The 15,434-nt window shown below is 58.4% G+C and carries 11 protein-coding genes; 7 read left to right on the top strand and 4 right to left on the bottom strand.

Annotated elements, in window-relative coordinates; genetic code table 11:
• The first annotated feature begins 188 nt into the window (after window positions 1-188).
• From QSK43_RS22925 to QSK43_RS22910, 4 genes are all read left to right on the top strand, one after another.
• Entirely contained in the window at window positions 189-1,181 is a 993-nt protein-coding gene (locus QSK43_RS22925) for an ABC transporter substrate-binding protein (RefSeq protein WP_332305422.1), read from the top strand.
• 118 nt (window positions 1,182-1,299) lie between these two features.
• Window positions 1,300-2,325 (top strand): ABC transporter substrate-binding protein, encoded by a 1,026-nt coding sequence (locus QSK43_RS22920; protein WP_332305405.1) that lies wholly within the window; start codon window positions 1,300-1,302, stop codon window positions 2,323-2,325.
• Window positions 2,326-2,411: 86 nt separating this feature from the next.
• Window positions 2,412-4,643: an ABC transporter permease gene (locus tag QSK43_RS22915; RefSeq protein ID WP_332305404.1), complete on the top strand. Its 2,232-nt coding sequence runs from the start codon at window positions 2,412-2,414 to the stop codon at window positions 4,641-4,643.
• A complete protein-coding gene (locus tag QSK43_RS22910) occupies window positions 4,640-5,701 on the top strand; it encodes an ABC transporter ATP-binding protein (protein ID WP_045023338.1) in 1,062 nt (353 codons plus the stop codon). Before QSK43_RS22915 ends, QSK43_RS22910 begins: the two co-directional genes overlap by 4 nt.
• A 26-nt stretch (window positions 5,702-5,727) precedes the next feature.
• On the opposite strand, the gene QSK43_RS22905 is transcribed toward QSK43_RS22910, so the two are convergent.
• The gene (locus QSK43_RS22905; RefSeq protein WP_332305403.1) at window positions 5,728-7,764 is read right to left on the bottom strand and encodes an NADH:flavin oxidoreductase; all 2,037 of its coding nucleotides are present in this window, start codon (window positions 7,762-7,764) and stop codon (window positions 5,728-5,730) included.
• A gap of 145 nt (window positions 7,765-7,909) precedes the next feature.
• Here QSK43_RS22905 and QSK43_RS22900 point away from each other — a divergent pair, with 145 nt between their 5' ends.
• From QSK43_RS22900 to QSK43_RS22890, 3 genes are all read left to right on the top strand, one after another.
• Window positions 7,910-8,581, top strand: a complete 672-nt coding sequence (locus tag QSK43_RS22900) for a TetR/AcrR family transcriptional regulator (RefSeq protein WP_332305402.1) — start codon at window positions 7,910-7,912, stop codon at window positions 8,579-8,581.
• Between the two features lie 83 nt (window positions 8,582-8,664).
• The gene (locus QSK43_RS22895; RefSeq protein ID WP_332305401.1) at window positions 8,665-9,339 is read left to right on the top strand and encodes a response regulator transcription factor; all 675 of its coding nucleotides are present in this window, start codon (window positions 8,665-8,667) and stop codon (window positions 9,337-9,339) included.
• 35 nt (window positions 9,340-9,374) lie between these two features.
• Complete coding sequence (locus QSK43_RS22890; RefSeq protein WP_332305400.1) at window positions 9,375-10,757, top strand: sensor histidine kinase; 1,383 nt, start codon at window positions 9,375-9,377, stop codon at window positions 10,755-10,757.
• Window positions 10,758-10,829: 72 nt separating this feature from the next.
• Here the strand turns inward: QSK43_RS22890 and QSK43_RS22885 are convergent, their stop codons facing one another.
• The 3 genes from QSK43_RS22885 to QSK43_RS22875 all read right to left on the bottom strand — a co-directional run bounded on the left by QSK43_RS22885 (window position 10,830) and on the right by QSK43_RS22875 (window position 15,411).
• Window positions 10,830-11,216 carry a hypothetical protein gene (locus tag QSK43_RS22885; protein ID WP_332305399.1) on the bottom strand — a complete coding sequence of 129 codons (387 nt, stop codon included), beginning with the start codon at window positions 11,214-11,216 and terminating at the stop codon, window positions 10,830-10,832.
• Window positions 11,217-11,373: 157 nt separating this feature from the next.
• A complete protein-coding gene (locus QSK43_RS22880; RefSeq protein WP_332305398.1) occupies window positions 11,374-13,698 on the bottom strand; it encodes a DUF1217 domain-containing protein in 2,325 nt (774 codons plus the stop codon).
• 384 nt (window positions 13,699-14,082) lie between these two features.
• Window positions 14,083-15,411 carry a telomere resolvase gene (locus QSK43_RS22875; RefSeq protein WP_332305397.1) on the bottom strand — a complete coding sequence of 443 codons (1,329 nt, stop codon included), beginning with the start codon at window positions 15,409-15,411 and terminating at the stop codon, window positions 14,083-14,085.
• Window positions 15,412-15,434: the final 23 nt, after the last annotated feature.

The raw sequence follows: 15,434 nt of genomic DNA, 5'->3' as shown, positions 1-15,434 counted from the left end.
GCTGGCTGGTTATCTCCCCTGTCATAATTGTAATAACTGTAATCTTGTTCGGCAGTGCGGTGAAAGATTGGTAACCATTCTTCGATTGCGGCGCGGACAGGATGTGACATGTTGTCGGCGGAGATTGGAACGGGGAGGTTCCAAGCAGGGAGGCTCAGTTGAGAGCATTAACCGCACTTGCGGCGAGCATGGCGTTATGGCTGTGCGGCGCAGGACATGGCATGGCCGAGACCAAGTTGAACGTCCTGTGCGGCGTCGACGAGGCTTGGTGCGTGACCATGCAGCGGGCTTTCGAAGCCCGGATGGGCGTCGAAATTTCGATGGTTCGCAGGAGCACAGGCGAAATCCTCGACCAGATTCGTGCCGAACGATCCGATCCGACTGTCGACGTCTGGTGGGGAGGCACCGGTGACACTCATTTGCAGGCGGGTTCGGAAGGTCTGCTGGAGGAATATCAGCCCGCCCATCAGCAGGATCTGCTGCCCTGGGCGCAGAATTTCAATGCGATGTCGGGATCGAAATCGGCCGGAATATATGCCGGTGCGCTCGGTTTTGCCTATAATTCGGAGCTGCTCGCCAGGAACAACCTGCCGGCCCCGACCTGCTGGAAGGATTTGGCGAAGGATATCTATCGCGGCCACATCCAGACCGGCAATCCGAACTATTCCGGCACGGCCTTCACCATGCTTGCCACCCTTGTCCAGCTCTTCGGCGAGGAGGAGGCTTTCAGTTTCATGGGCAAGCTCAACCGCAATGTGACGAGCTATACCAAGGTCGGCTCGGCACCTGTGAAAGCGGCGGCGCGGGGGGAGATTCTGATCGGGATTTCCTTCATGCATGACGCCGTGACACAGAAGATCGAAGGCTTTCCGCTGGTGATCGTCGCGCCTTGCGAGGGGACCGGTTACGAGATCGGGGCGGTCAGCATCGTCAAGGGCAACCACAACGATGCGTTGGCGCAGGCCTTTGTTGAATTCGCGCTGACCCCGGAAGGACAGGCGACCGGAGCCAAGGCCGGCCAGAACCAGGTGCCATCCAACGCCCGGGCGACGTTACCGCTCACGGCGCCTGATATATCGATGATCAAGATGGTGGATTACGACTTCGCCACCTTTGGCCAGCCCGAAGAACGAAGTCGCTTGTTGAGCCGCTTCGACAGCGAGATTTACCCGACCCAGTAGTGGGTCAACAAACCAGGATCAAAAAAACAGACAGCGTGGCAGTACAAGGTGCCGCGACCGGCAGCGCCATGTTTGCGCGCGGCCCAACCATTCAGACGCAAGCTACAGGAGGATAACCATGCGACTGACGATACTTTCCACATTGCTTTTTGCCGGTACGGCACTCGGCACCACATCGGTGCAGGCGGCAGGTGAACTTAACCTGATCTGCTCGGCCGATGTCGTCATCTGCGAACAGATGAAGGGCGATTTCGAGAAGTCGCATGACATCAAGGTCAATATGGTTCGCCTTTCTTCCGGCGAAACCTATGCCAAGGTGCGTGCGGAAGCCCGCAACCCGAAGACCGATATCTGGTGGGCAGGCACCGGCGACCCGCACATGCAGGCGGCTTCCGAAAACCTGACGCTCGAATACAAGTCGCCAATGCTCGATCAGCTGCAGGACTGGGCCGTCAAACAGGCGGAAAGCACCGGTTACAGAACTGTCGGCGTTTATGCCGGCGCGCTGGGCTGGGGCTACAACACCGAAATCTTCAAGTCCAAGGGCTACAAGGAACCGCTGTGCTGGGCCGATCTGCTGGCGCCGGAATTGAAGGGCGAAATCCAGATCGCCAATCCGAATTCTTCCGGCACCGCCTATACGGCGCTCGCCTCACTCGTGCAGATCATGGGTGAAGATCAGGCGATCGATTATCTGAAGAAGCTCAACGCCAACATCTCGCAATACACCAAGTCCGGTTCCGCGCCGGTCAAGGCGGCAGCGCGTGGCGAGACGGCACTTGGCATCGTCTTCATGCATGATGCCGTGGCGCAGACGGCGGAAGGTTTTCCGGTCAAGTCCGTCGCTCCCTGCGAAGGCACCGGCTACGAAATCGGCTCCATGTCGATCATCAAGGGTGCCCGCAACCTCGAAAATGCGAAGACCTGGTACGACTGGGCCCTCAAGGCAGACGTCCAATCGCGCATGAAGGACGCCAAGTCCTTCCAGCTTCCGTCCAACAAGACGGCGGAAGTGCCGAAGGAAGCGCCGAAGTTCGAGGACATCAAGCTCATCGACTACGACTTCAAGACCTATGGCGACTCCGCCAAGCGCAAGGCGCTGCTGGAGCGCTGGGACCGCGAGGTCGGTGCTGTCGCAAACTGATCTGAACTCCGGCGATCGGTATCCCGGCTTTTGAAAGCCGGGGTGTCCGCCATTCTTTCATCGGCATGAAATAAGCGAGGTCGGCCATGACACGTGGCAATCGCAGGCTGAACATTGTCCTGGCGCTCGGGGCTTTGGCCCTGGTTTTTCTTCCCTGGTATCGCATTGAAGGCGGATTTTTCAGCTTCCGCTGGCTGTCGGAGTTCTTGTCCTCTCCCGGCAATGCGCCCGGTGTGCTGCAAATACTGGTTTATGGAAAACCCTGGCTTGCCGGTGCCGCCTTCTTTTTCCTCGCCGGATGCCTTGTCCGCCCGATCAGCGATCCGATGCGACGCGGCAAGCTGCTTGCGTGGATCGGTGCTGCCGGTCTCGTGGTTCTGATTTTGCAGGGACTGGCGATCGGGTTTACCGGCTGGACATGGACCGTCAGCGAAAACCTCTTCGGCATGCTCGCCGATGGCCAGCCCGCCATGGGGGTCGGGGCCGTCGTCATGTCGCTGGTCTTCGTGCTTTTCTTTGCCTTCGGGCTTGCCGAACGCGGCGTGATGAAGGGCGATGCCTTTGTCGTCGGCTCGATTTCCATTCTGGTCTTCCTCGTCACCGTTTTCGTGTTTTATCCGATCGGCAGCATGCTGATCGCATCCGTTCAGGATTTCGACGGCTCTTTCAATGCCGACGGTTTCATCCGCAATATTCAGGATCCCGGCATCTGGAGCCTCGGCTGCGTCATGGGTGAGGAGCGCTGCGGCGTGGCCTGGCGTACACTGTTCCTTGCCCTGATGACCGCTTTCGGCTCCACCGTGCTGGGGCTGGGTTTCGCACTGGTCGCCACCCGCACCCGCTTTCCGTTCAAGAAGGGCCTGCGCCTTCTGACGGTTCTGCCGATCATCACGCCACCTTTCGTCATCGGCCTCGCCTTGACGCTGCTTTTCGGCCGCGCCGGTGTCGTCACCGAATGGCTTTCCTATCTCTTCGGCATCGAACCCGGCCGCTGGCTTTATGGTCTCACCGGCATCTGGATCGCGCAGGTTCTCTCCTTCACGCCGATATCCTTCCTGGTGCTGATCGGTGTCGTCGAGGGTGTCAGCCCGTCGATGGAAGAGGCGTCGCAAACGCTTCGCGCCGACCGCTGGCGCACCTTCTGGCGGGTGTCGCTGCCGCTGATGAAGCCCGGTCTTGCCAATGCCTTCCTCATCGGCTTCATCGAAAGCATGGCGGATTTCGGCAATCCGCTGGTGCTTGGCGGCACTCATGGGGTGCTGTCGACGGAAATCTTCTTTGCTGTCGTCGGTTCGCAGAACGATCCCTCGCGCGCGGCGGTTCTGGCTATCGTCCTGTTGTGTTTCACGCTTTCGGCTTTTCTCGCCCAGCGTTTCTGGCTATCGGGCAAGAACTTCGCGACTGTCACCGGCAAGGGCGATAGCGGCGCGCATATCGCCCTGCCGCGCGGCCTTTCAATCGGCGTCCATGCCGTTGTCGTTCCGTGGATGCTCTTCACCGTCGTCGTTTATGGCATGATCCTCGTCGGTGGTTTCGTGAAGACCTGGGGTCTCGATAATTCACTGACGCTTGACCACTACATCCGCGCCTTCTCCGTCAGCTTCTCCAATGGCTCGATTGCCTGGACCGGCGTTGCCTGGAACTCGTTCTGGACAACCATGGAGATCGCGCTGGTTTCGGCGCCGCTGACCGCTGCTGTCGGTCTGCTGACGGCCTATATCATCGTGCGGCAGAAGTTCGCCGGGCGGAACATCTTCGAATTCGCCCTGATGATGAGCTTTGCCATTCCCGGAACGGTTATCGGCGTCAGCTACATCATGGCCTTCAACCTGCCGCCGGTGGAAATGACGGGATCGGCGCTGGTTTTGATCGCCTGCTTCGTCTTCCGCAACATGCCGGTCGGCGTGCGCGGCGGCATTGCGGCGATGAGCCAGCTCGACAAGAGCCTCGACGAGGCCTCGCTGACGCTGCGGGCCGACAGTTTTCGCACGATCAGGAAAGTGATCCTGCCGCTGCTGCGGCCGGCGATCACGGCAGCTCTGGTTTACTCTTTCGTCCGCGCGATCACCTCGATCAGCGCCGTCATCTTCCTCGTCAGCGCCCAGTACAACATGGCGACTTCCTACATCGTCGGTCTGGTCGAAAACGGCGAATACGGTGTGGCCATTGCCTATTCCTCTATGCTGATCGTCGTGATGATCACGGTCATCACCGGCTTCCAGCTTCTTGTGGGCGAGCGTCGCCTGCGGCGCGAAAACCGCGTCGCGGGACTGCCCTCCGCTTCCTCCGTTCCTCTCGCTCAGGAGAAAACCGCATGATTTCCGTAAAGCCCGGCTCCGTTACCTTTCAGAATGTCCGCAAGACGTTCGGCGCCTTCACCGCCATCCCCGACCTGTCGCTCACCATCGAGCCCGGAACGCTGGTGACCCTGCTCGGCCCTTCGGGTTGCGGCAAGACGACGACGTTGCGCATGCTGGCGGGTCTCGAACATCCGACTGCCGGTCGCATTTTGATCGGCGACAAGGATGTGACCATGCTGCCGGCCAATGAGCGCGATGTTTCGATGGTCTTCCAGTCCTATGCGCTCTTTCCGCATATGACGGCGCTCGACAATGTCGCCTATGGCCTACAGTCTTCGGGATTGCGCAAGGCGGAAGCACGGGAAAAGGCGGAGGAAGGGTTGAAGCTCGTGGGCCTTGCGGGCATGGGGCATCGCCTGCCTGCCGAACTCTCCGGCGGGCAGCAGCAGCGTGTGGCGGTTGCCCGCGCCCTGGTGCTTGAGCCGCAGGTGCTGCTGCTTGACGAGCCGCTTTCCAACCTCGATGCGCGTCTTCGCCGCCGGGTCCGCACCGAAATCCGCGAATTGCAGCAGCGGCTCGGTTTTACCGCCGTTTATGTGACGCATGATCAGGATGAGGCGCTGGCCGTTTCCGACCGGATCATCGTGATGAAGGAAGGCGAGATCGCCCAGTCAGGCGCGCCACGGGAACTCTACGAAGCGCCGGCATCTTCCTTCATCGCCGACTTCATGGGCGAAGCGAATGTCGTCGGCTGCGAGGTGGTCAGCCTTGAGGGCGCCGATGCGTTGATCCGCGTCGGGGGGATCGATCACCGGGTTGCGGCACGCAACGCCAAGCCCGGCCCGGCAAAGCTTGCGGTTCGTCCGGGGGCGATTTCCATTGCCCAATCGGGCGGGCAGGGGCTTGCCGGGCGGGTGCTGCACAGCGCCTATCTCGGCGGTCACGTCGAATATGAAGTAGAGACCGATATCGGCACGCTCTTCATCATCGACCATGCGGTCGAGACCAGTCTGCCGCCCGAAAGCGATGTCACACTCGGCTTCAAGAACCGTGGCATTGCCCTGATCCAGGCCTGAGTTTCAAAGCGTATCGCGGCGGCCTCTCAAATGTCCTTTGCGAGACGCAGCGCATCGTAGATCGCCGCATGTGTGTTGCGTGCGGCGACCGCGTCGCCGATCCGGAAAAGCCGGTAGTCGCCTTCCGGATTACGCTCGACGGTTTGGGCGGAGCCAGCCAGCAGGGCGTCGTAGGATATTTCGCCGAGGTTCTTCGAGCCGGGTTTGAGTTCGAAATAGAGATCGTCGAGCGGCACCGTGCCGTGATTGACGACGATCTGGTCCACGGTTCTTGTTTTCGTCACGCCGCCATAATCGCTGCCGACGCGGGCGATCAGCTGGTTGCCGTTTCTTTCCGCCGCTTCCAGCCGATAGGTGACGGTGAAGGTGACGTCGAGCTTTTGCAGCGAGCGCATGTAGGGCACGAGGTTCATCGCCATGACCTCAGGGGCAAAAGCGCGATCCGGTGTCATGATCTCCACTTTCGCACCCGCTTTTGCGATAAATTCGGCGGCCTGCAAGCCCGCATGATCGCCGGCATCGTCGAAAACCAGCACATTCGTGCCCGGCTTGACGTCGCCGGAAATGATATCCCACGAGGAGACGACCAGATCATTGCCCTTTGAAAGCACGTCGGTATGCGGCAGTCCGCCGGTGGCGATGATGACGACATCAGGGCTTTCCGAGAGCACCGTGTCCGCTTCCGCCCAGCTATTGAAGTGGAAGGTGACGCCCAGCCTTTCGCACTGGCTCATGCGCCAGTCGATGATACCGATCATTTCGCGGCGGCGTTCGCTTTGCGCGGTCAGGCGGATCTGGCCGCCCGGATCGTTCGCGGCCTCGAACACGACGACCTCATGGCCACGTTCGGCACAGACACGCGCGGCCTCCAGCCCGGCCGGACCGGCACCGACGATCACCACCTTCCGTCTTTCCGTCGCCTTGGTGATCTCGTGCGGCATGGTTTCTTCACGGCCGGTTGCCGCGTTATGAATGCAGAAGGCGAGACCACCCTGATAGATGCGATCAAGACAGTAATTGGCGCCGACACAGGGACGAATATCGTCCTCCCGCTTTTCCATGATCTTGCGCACGATATGCGGATCGGTCATGTGGGCGCGGGTCATGCCGACCATGTCGACCTTGCCGGAGGCGATGGCGTATCGGGCGGTGGCGACATCCTGGATTTTGGCGGCGTGGAAGGTGGGGAAATTGGTTGCCGCGCGGATTTCTCCTGCAAAGTCCAGATGCGGCGCGTTCGCCATGCCCTGAATGGGGATGACGTCGGTCAGGCCGGGATCGGTGTCGATATGGCCGCGAATGACGTTGAGATAGTCGATCAGGCCGCTATCCTTCAGACGACGCGAGATTTCGAGGCCCTCCGCCTTTCCGGTGCCGCCCTCAAGACATTCGTCGGCCGTATAGCGGACCCCGAGGATGAAATCGTCGCCCACACGTTCGCGCATCGCCTTGAAGACGTCGAAACAGAAACGCATGCGGTTTTCAAGCGAACCGCCATAGGGTCCATCCAGCTCATTGGTCAGCGGTGAGACGAACTGGTCGATGAGATGGCCATAGGCTTCCAGCTCCACCCCGTCCATGCCGCCGGCCTTCATGCGTTCTGCGGCATCGGCGAAGTCCTTGATGATACGCTCGATATCCCAGTCCTCGATCTTTTTCGGAAAAGCGCGGTGCGCGGCTTCCCGCTGGTGGGATGGCGCCAGCACCGGCAACCAGTCACCCTTGTCCCAACGGGTGCGGCGGCCGAGATGCGTCAGCTGGATCATGATCGCCGCGCCCTCTTCATGCACGGCGTCGGTCATTTCCCTGATCCACGGAACGATTTCATCCTTATAGGCCAGCAGATTGTTGAAGACGGGCGGGCTGTCTTTGGACACGGCGGCGGAGCCGGCCGTCATCGTCAAGGCCACGCCGCCCTTTGCCCGCTCGACCGTGTAGGCGCGGTAGCGCCCTTTCGGCATGCCGTCCTCCGGATAGGCCGGTTCATGCGAGGTGACGATGATGCGGTTTCGCAGGGTGAGATGCTTCAGCTGGTAAGGCTGAAGAAGGGGATCATTCGACATGGCGAGCGTGCTCCAGGAAAGTTCGTTAGGAGAAGGCTAAGCGGGAATGTACATAGGTGTCAATTATAAAACACTTGTGTTTATGGTTTCGACATGAGTGGACATTCGCCTTGTCGCGACCAGGCCGATTTGATAGGAAATCATCATGGAAGCGACATTGAACGAGACGGGTTGGCGTGGATCGCAGGAGGGCTGGCTTGAGGCCGCCTATCAGGCCCTTCTCGAATCCGGTGTGGATTCCGTGAAAATCCTGCCGCTGGCGAAAAAGCTCAACCTGTCGCGCACGAGTTTCTACTGGTTCTTCAGGGATCGGGAGGAGTTGCTGGTCGCATTGGTCGCCCGCTGGCGCGAGAAGAATACCGGCAGCATCGTCAGGCAGTCCGAGGCCTATGCGGAGACCCTCGCCGAAGCGATGCTGAATGTTTTCGATTGCTGGCTGGATTCCCGCCTTTTCGACAACAGGTTCGAATTTGCGGTGCGCAGCTGGGCGCTTCAGTCCGACGACATTCTTGCCGAGGTGCGCGAGGCCGACCGGACGAGAATGGATGCGCTTTCGCACATGTTCGCGCGTTTCGGCCACTCCGAAACCATGGCGGATGTGCGTGCCCGCACCACCTATCTCGTGCAGATCGGCTATATCTCCATGCAGTCGGAGGAGGAGGTGGCCGTGCGCATGAAAAGGATCCCGGACTATATCGCGATCTACACCGGCGAGGTGCCGCAGCAGCGCGAGCTTGACCGGTTTTATGCACGCCACGGATACAGGCCGGGATCGGACACCTGGAGTGCGTCGGGCGAGGTGATGGAAGAAGAATAGTCTGGCTCCACGCGTGCAATGTAGCTGCAACATTCACCGACCAGTGGTGGGGACGGCAAGAGTTCACCTTCGAGGAAAAGTCATTGCGAATCTTGCTTCTTGAAGATGAACCCGAAATGGCGCGAGCATTGCTCGAAGCCTTGCGCCGGCGTGATGTGCTTGCGGATCACGTCAGCACGATCGCCGATGCCGATGCTCTGGCGCGCGACGGGACTTACGATGTGCTGGTTCTGGATCGCCGTCTTCCGGATGGCGAAGGGCTGAACCTTGTGTCTTCGCTTCGCAAAGCCAGGCACTCCGTACCGATCCTTGTTTTGACGGCGCTTGGAAGTGTCGATCACCGCGTTGACGGGCTCGATGCCGGCGCGGACGACTATCTCGCCAAGCCCTTTGCGATCGAGGAATTGCTCGCTCGCCTTCGGGCGCTGCACCGGCGCGGTCCTTCGCTCTCCGACAAATATGTGAGTTTCGGAAATCTGAGCATCGATCCGAAGAGTAATGAAGTCTCCGTTGCCGGTTCCACCGTCGAATTTCGGCGTCGCGAATATCTGGTGCTCGAGGCTCTGATGCGACGCCCGAACCGCATCGTGACGAGACCCAATCTGGTCGAAGCGGTTTATACCCTTGATGATGAGATCGAATCGAATGCTCTGGATGCCCATATTTCCCGGATCAGAAAGAAGCTCGCGCAGGCCGAAGCCACGGTCGAGATAAGGGCCGTGCGAAACATCGGTTATCTCATCCGGTCGAATGCATGAAACAGGAGCGTAACCGATCCCTGCGGTGGGCGCTGATGAAGCGTCTTTTCGCGTTGCAGGCGTTTTTTCTCGTTCTCTTTGTCGTCCTCCTCGTCAGCTGGATATGGATCATCAATCCGCAACTGGAAGATGCCAACGAAGAAGCCGTCCGGGTCGTTGCGGAAAGCGTGACAAGGGATGGACAAGGCCGGGTGCAAATTGCGGCTACGCTCGAATTGGCTGAGCTGAAACAGCGCTACCCGAACCTCTGGTTCACGGTTCGGGACGCCGATGCAATCGTTTCGCAATACGGAGAAATACCCCCGGCTCTGACGGCGATGCTCCCCCGTACCCTGGAGCGGGCGCGCCTGGAAACCGGGGATAAAATCCGCGCCACCATGGAAAATCGCGATACGCCTGCCGGACGGCTGCAATTCATTGCCGGAACGGAGGGAAATTTCCCGACCGATGGCCTCAATCTCTGGATCAGCATGCAGCTCGATCTGGAAAAAGACCGTGACGGCGCAATCCGCTGGCTCACCGTGCTGCCCGGTTTCGGCTTCATCATCCTGATTGCCGTCGTTCCCATGCTGCTCCTGACCGGCGTTGCGACATTGCTCGTGACACCGCGTGCGGTCGGCCGTTCACTGAGCGGCCTCATGGAAACGGTCAGCCAGGCGCAATCGATCAACTTCGAGAACCGTTCCGCCCGTATCGATCGTTCGAAGGTGCCCAATGAAATCATTCCATTGGTGGACGCCTTCAATATTGCGCTTTCCAAGCTGGATGAGGGGTATAATCGCCGCAACCGCTTTCTTGCCGATGCCGCTCATGAGCTGAGAACGCCGATTGCAATCGCGCGGATAAGAGCCGACCTTTTGCCTGACGACGAACTGAGCCGGCAGCTGCGGGCCGATATGGACCGCCTGACACGCGTCGCGCATCAGCTGCTGGAGATGCAGGCGGTGGGTGCGGTGGAGTTGCCCGCCGAGCCGCAGGATCTGAATATTCTCGTCGAGCGCATCGCGACCGATCTTGCTCCGATTGCGATGGATGCGGGTTACGAGTTCGCTTTCGAACCGAGCGAAGGAGAGGCCGTATTCACGATCCAGACGTCGATCATCGAAATGGCGGTCGTCAACCTCATCCGCAATGCGATCGATCATGGCGGCGGCAAGGGCGCTATCACGATCCGGGTCAGTGCTGCGGGAGCCATGGATGTTTGCGACGAAGGCCCGGGCATACCCGTCTCGGAACGAGAGCAGGTATTCGAGCCGTTTCACCGCATCAACACGAATTCGCCGGGAGCTGGCCTCGGGTTAAATCTGATCCAGAAGGCGGCGGAGCTTCATTGTGGGCGTGTCTCATTCCTCGACCTCAACCCCGGCTTTTGCGTTCGGCTGGAAATTCGATCCATCCCTTCGAAAAGCGCTGCATAGCCATGACGACCGGGCGATGAAACGCGGCGGTCGAACGGGGTGTCGCGGCCGGAGTTTGAAATCCCGAAATGGTCATTCGCATTCGAGCGACGGCTGCCGGAAGCTTGTCACATACCATTCGGCTCCGGAATTGCGTGTGTAGAAAGTGTAGAAGCAATCGATGCGCTCGACATAGCCCGGCGTTTCGGACACTTCGTAACGCTCGCCCCGCCGTGTTGTCCGTACCTCACCGCTCGACGATCCGGCGACGACCTGCGTCTTGTTTTTCCGCCACTGGTAGGCCTGTTGGCCAGCGCCTAGGCTGTAAATATTGTCCGGCGGTCCATAGTCCAGCATCACGCTGGTGATGGGCGCGCCGATGTAGCTTTTCATGACTGTCGAGGCGCAGGCCGTAAGCAGGATCGATGCGGCGGTGACGGCGATCGCGGCCCGGATTGCAGGTAACGATCTCTCGGACATGGGTAGTTCCTCTCAGCTGCGGTTAAGTTTCCGCAGGCATAGGAACCGGCCATTGCAAGTACATTGCACGCGAAGATCGCAAGGTGGGCGTCGTGGGTATCAGCTTTCGCTGGCGGTCGGGTGCGTCGGCGACGTCGCCGATCAAGCCAGGCGTATTCTAGCCTCTGCGACCGCCGCGCAGCTGTGCCAACGTCGCGAGCGTATTGCCGCTGATCGAGGAACTGCCGCCCAATAATGTCAGGAGAGGATCGGGCGCTGAATTGTTGGCTTCGAACATGACCAGAAAACGGTTGACCAGTTTTTCGACCTTCTTGGGGTCCTGCAGGTCCTTTATCTTCAGTTTTTTCTCGATCATCTTCACCTGTGCGTCCAGCTTGGAATTTGCGGTTTCGGCAGGAATTCCAAGGGCGGTGCGGGTGAACTCAGCAAGCGCATTATCGGCCAATATGTCATAGGAGTTGGAAATGCCGCCGGCCATTCGCTTGAAGTAAAGGGCAAGGCGGACCCCGGAATTTTCTTCGCCAGCCTGTTCCTCCAGCGTCTGGCGAACATATTTGTCGCGCATCTCCATAAGGCTGCGGGTGTTCTGCACGTTCTGGCCGGCCTTTGTGTTGATCTTTCCCTTAGCGTCGAAATTGAAGGAACCGGCAAGAGCCCGGAAACGGGCATCGGTTTCGGTGTTGGCGAAGCTTTTGGGGTCCTGAAGATCGGATTTGAAAATCTTCTTCAGATAATCGGTGGTGACCGATTTGGGGTCGATACGCTGCGCAACCAGCATGAAATCGAGCAGGCGACGATCGGCAAGCAGTTGATCGGCGGTTTCGAGCGTTTCCATGCGCTGGCGATAATAGGTGATCTCTTTCTCCGCCTTCTCCTTGACCTTCTTGTCCTTGTCCCAACGGGTGATTTCCGTCAGGTAACTCCGCGATATCCGGGTGATCTCGTTTTCCGCCTGGGCGAGCCGTGGCGAGCCGATCTTGCCTTCGGAATCAAAGTTAAAGGCCTTGGCAAGCCGGACAAAGCGATCGTCCTTCAAGGTGTAAACGTAGCTTTTCGGGTCCGATAGATCGCTGGTGAACACCCGTTTGAGTGTGAAGGACGACGCTTCTCCAGCGGAAATATCAAACGCCTTCAGGGCGAAGTTTCGAATGATAACCGCCGCCTGCGCGTCGGACAGAAAATCCGCGAGATTTTTCGTCAGGCCGATGTAGCGCCGGTAGTCCTTGATCGCCTTCTCGTCCGCCACTTCGTCCTTGTCATTGTAGCGGCTGAAATAGAGATTCATCATGGTGTTGAGCTGTTCGGTGCTCTGGGCCGCCTTTCCGGTCTCGATCTTCCCGTCCGCACCGAAATTGAAGGCCCGTGCCAGATCGACGAGACCCTTGTCTTTCTCTTTGTGGACAGGACTTTGCGGATCATCCGGGTCCTGTAAAAGAGCCCACCCGATTTTCTCGTCGGTCTCGTCATTGTCCATCAGATTGAAACTGACGATCAGCATCGTTCTCAGGCGCACAAATTGGGTCATCTGGCTGGCCTCGGTGATGGTTTTCATCTTGTCGGTGAAATAATCACGGTTGAGAACCGCTCCGGCCTGCGTCAGGCGAGGATTTGAGAGAACGTAGGTTTCGTTGACCAGTCGCCTTTGGGCCGCCGTCTGCGCCGGCATGCCGTCATCCACCCGGCCATCACCCTGGAAATTGAACGCCGCCGCCATCTCGAACAACTTGTTCGCATCGTTGATACGCTTGTTATACTGGCTGATCAGGTAGTCGATCTTTGCGAGCGCCACCTTGTCGGTGGATGCGATCTTCGCGCGTTCTATGCGCAGGTCGGCCGCCTTTTCCTTCCAGTCCGGAATCAATGGCTTGTAGGTCTTGTTGATATAGCTATCGGCGTTGCTGATATCGCTGGTGAGAACGTCTTTGACGTGCTGGTAGCTGAAGGTTTCGGCGTCGATAGTGAAGGATTTGAAGATATAATCCCGAAGCCGCGTGTTCTTGAAGATATCGTCGACATGGCCGACCTTTTCGATGGCTATGTTATAAAACCGCGTCTCTTCCTTTAGCTCCTCGGCTTCCTGTTCAATCGTATCGTGATAGGTGGCAATCAGCCGGTCCTGCTGTGATTTCGTCTGAACTGATTTTTCCGCTTTGATGTTGCCGAAATCGAACGCCGTCGCGAAGTCGCGGTATCGTGTATCCTTCAGTTTGTTGGCGAAACTGTTCGGGTCGTTGAGATCGCTTTCCAGCACCTTCTTCATGAAGGCAGTGGCATAGGTCATGTCTTCCAGGCCGTGGGCTTTCATGGCGTAGGAGTAGAGCCTGTAATCCTTCAGGAACTCGTCGAGGCTTTTGACGTTGCCGATATTGTCCGCATAATATTTGGCATCACGCGATACGACCGGGTCGCTCGCGACGCGTTTCAGCGACAATCCCAAATCACGATTGTAGAGAGCGTAGGTCGTATAGGCGGACAGCACCATGTGTCTCCGGAAAAACTGTGGCCGAAATATTCGTTCTCGCCAGTAATACTTTGAACTATTGCGTTATAGTCTTGCCTTTAGCTGTATTATTGGAAGAATTTTCTAAATAATGTATTCTATGTTGTTAAATTAGAAGGAATATATGTTAATAAAATCGAATTTTTACTTGGTGTTGCCGCGTTTGGAGGTGCGCAGGTAAAAGCGGACCGAGCCCCGACACCCTGCATGCGTCGGTTGATAATCGGGCCGGGGGCTTGTCAAAATCGCGTAGGCCTACCCGTGGAGACCGCCGGAACCGGCACGCGAAAATACCGCCGGCTGCTGCATCAGCGCAATTCCTATGATAAAGGGTACCGGTCGCTTTTTCCGGAGCGGTTGCAGGTGCTACCGGGGGTTTTTGCCGGAGACCGGCATGACGGTCGCCATTTGCAGCAATGTCCGTTCGTTCGTGCGTTTGGCCCGCGCCAACGCATCGTCGCGATCTTCCGGCAGCGTATAGGTCATGTAGGACAGCGAGGTTTCGAGGTCGTTGTTGTTATGGCCGAGGATGGCCGCGAAATAGCTGTTCTTCGTGACGTGTGGCGGGGCGAAATTGTGATAGGCCACCTCGGCGTAAAGGTGCCGCAGGCCATAGGGCTTGGGCAGTTCCTGCTTCGGCCAGAGATCCTCGAACAGATTAAAGACCGTGTCCCTGAGCAGCAGGCGGGTTTCCGACGAAAAATCGTCGATCGACATGCCGAGCCACAATTTTCCCTGCCCGCTTTCGCGCAGGCGTTGATAGGCGGACAGGATCGTGGCGGAGCGGGCAAGGACGGGAATTTCGTAGGTAATCCCGAATTTCGTTCCTTCGCCCTGTTTCGTCTTGGCCTGACCGTTAAACAGGATGCTCCATTTGGAGACGCCCTTGCCATAGGGGGCAGGGGAAAATTCCGCCTGAGTGAAGACCTCATAGGGGCGTCGTCCCGTCATGCCGATCAGGCCGATACCGATCATCAGGGGATCGGCGGACTGGAGGCAATCGGCGCAGATTTTCAGGACCTGCCGGTAGTTTTCGAATGTGATCAGCGCGCCGTGCTTGTTGGCGATCTTCTCCATCTTGACCCGGCGCGCTTCGTCATACATCGCGGCATCGCCGGTTGCGATCTTCAGCATCGGATGATCGTCGCCGAAGGCTTCGCGGACGGCGTTGCGGTATTTCGTGATGTAGGAGATGATCGTTGTCTGGGCTCTGCCCTTCATGATGCCTATTTCGGCGTTCCACAAAGCCTGCATCTCGTCTTTCGAGCCGATGCCGTTCATCGCGGCAATGAAATCGGCGATCCGTAAAAGAACGGTCGGCTTGCGGCCGGCGGTGTTGAGTTCCGCCCGTTCGATTTTTTCGACGATGGATGTCGCCACGCCGGTTTTCGGATAGTCGGCCCGCTCGATATAGGTCTTCAGCCGCTCCCGCAGCTTTTTCATGTTGCAGATGGCAAGCGGGGTGCTCTTGGCGCCGAATTCGGCCTTCAGGGCATAGCGATATTTCATGATGTAAAGTTCGAGCGTCTTTTCCGTGCGACCATTGTCGAAATGGTAGCGGACCTCGGCGTCCCACAGATCGCGGATCTTCTTGTTTCGCAACGCGTCGCTGCTTTTCATCGCCTCCCGCACCCGGCCGACGAACTGGTCGATGCGTTCCACGAGAACTGGCGTTTTTGTCTTTCGTGCGAGCATGCGGCGGCTCCCTGAACCGGTCC

The organism is Rhizobium sp. GR12 (assembly GCF_036596185.1).
GTDB classification, from domain to species: Bacteria; Pseudomonadota; Alphaproteobacteria; order Rhizobiales; family Rhizobiaceae; genus Agrobacterium; species Agrobacterium nepotum.
The sequence above is the reverse complement of the archived record's forward strand: the minus strand, read 5'-3'. Positions and strand labels throughout refer to the sequence as shown.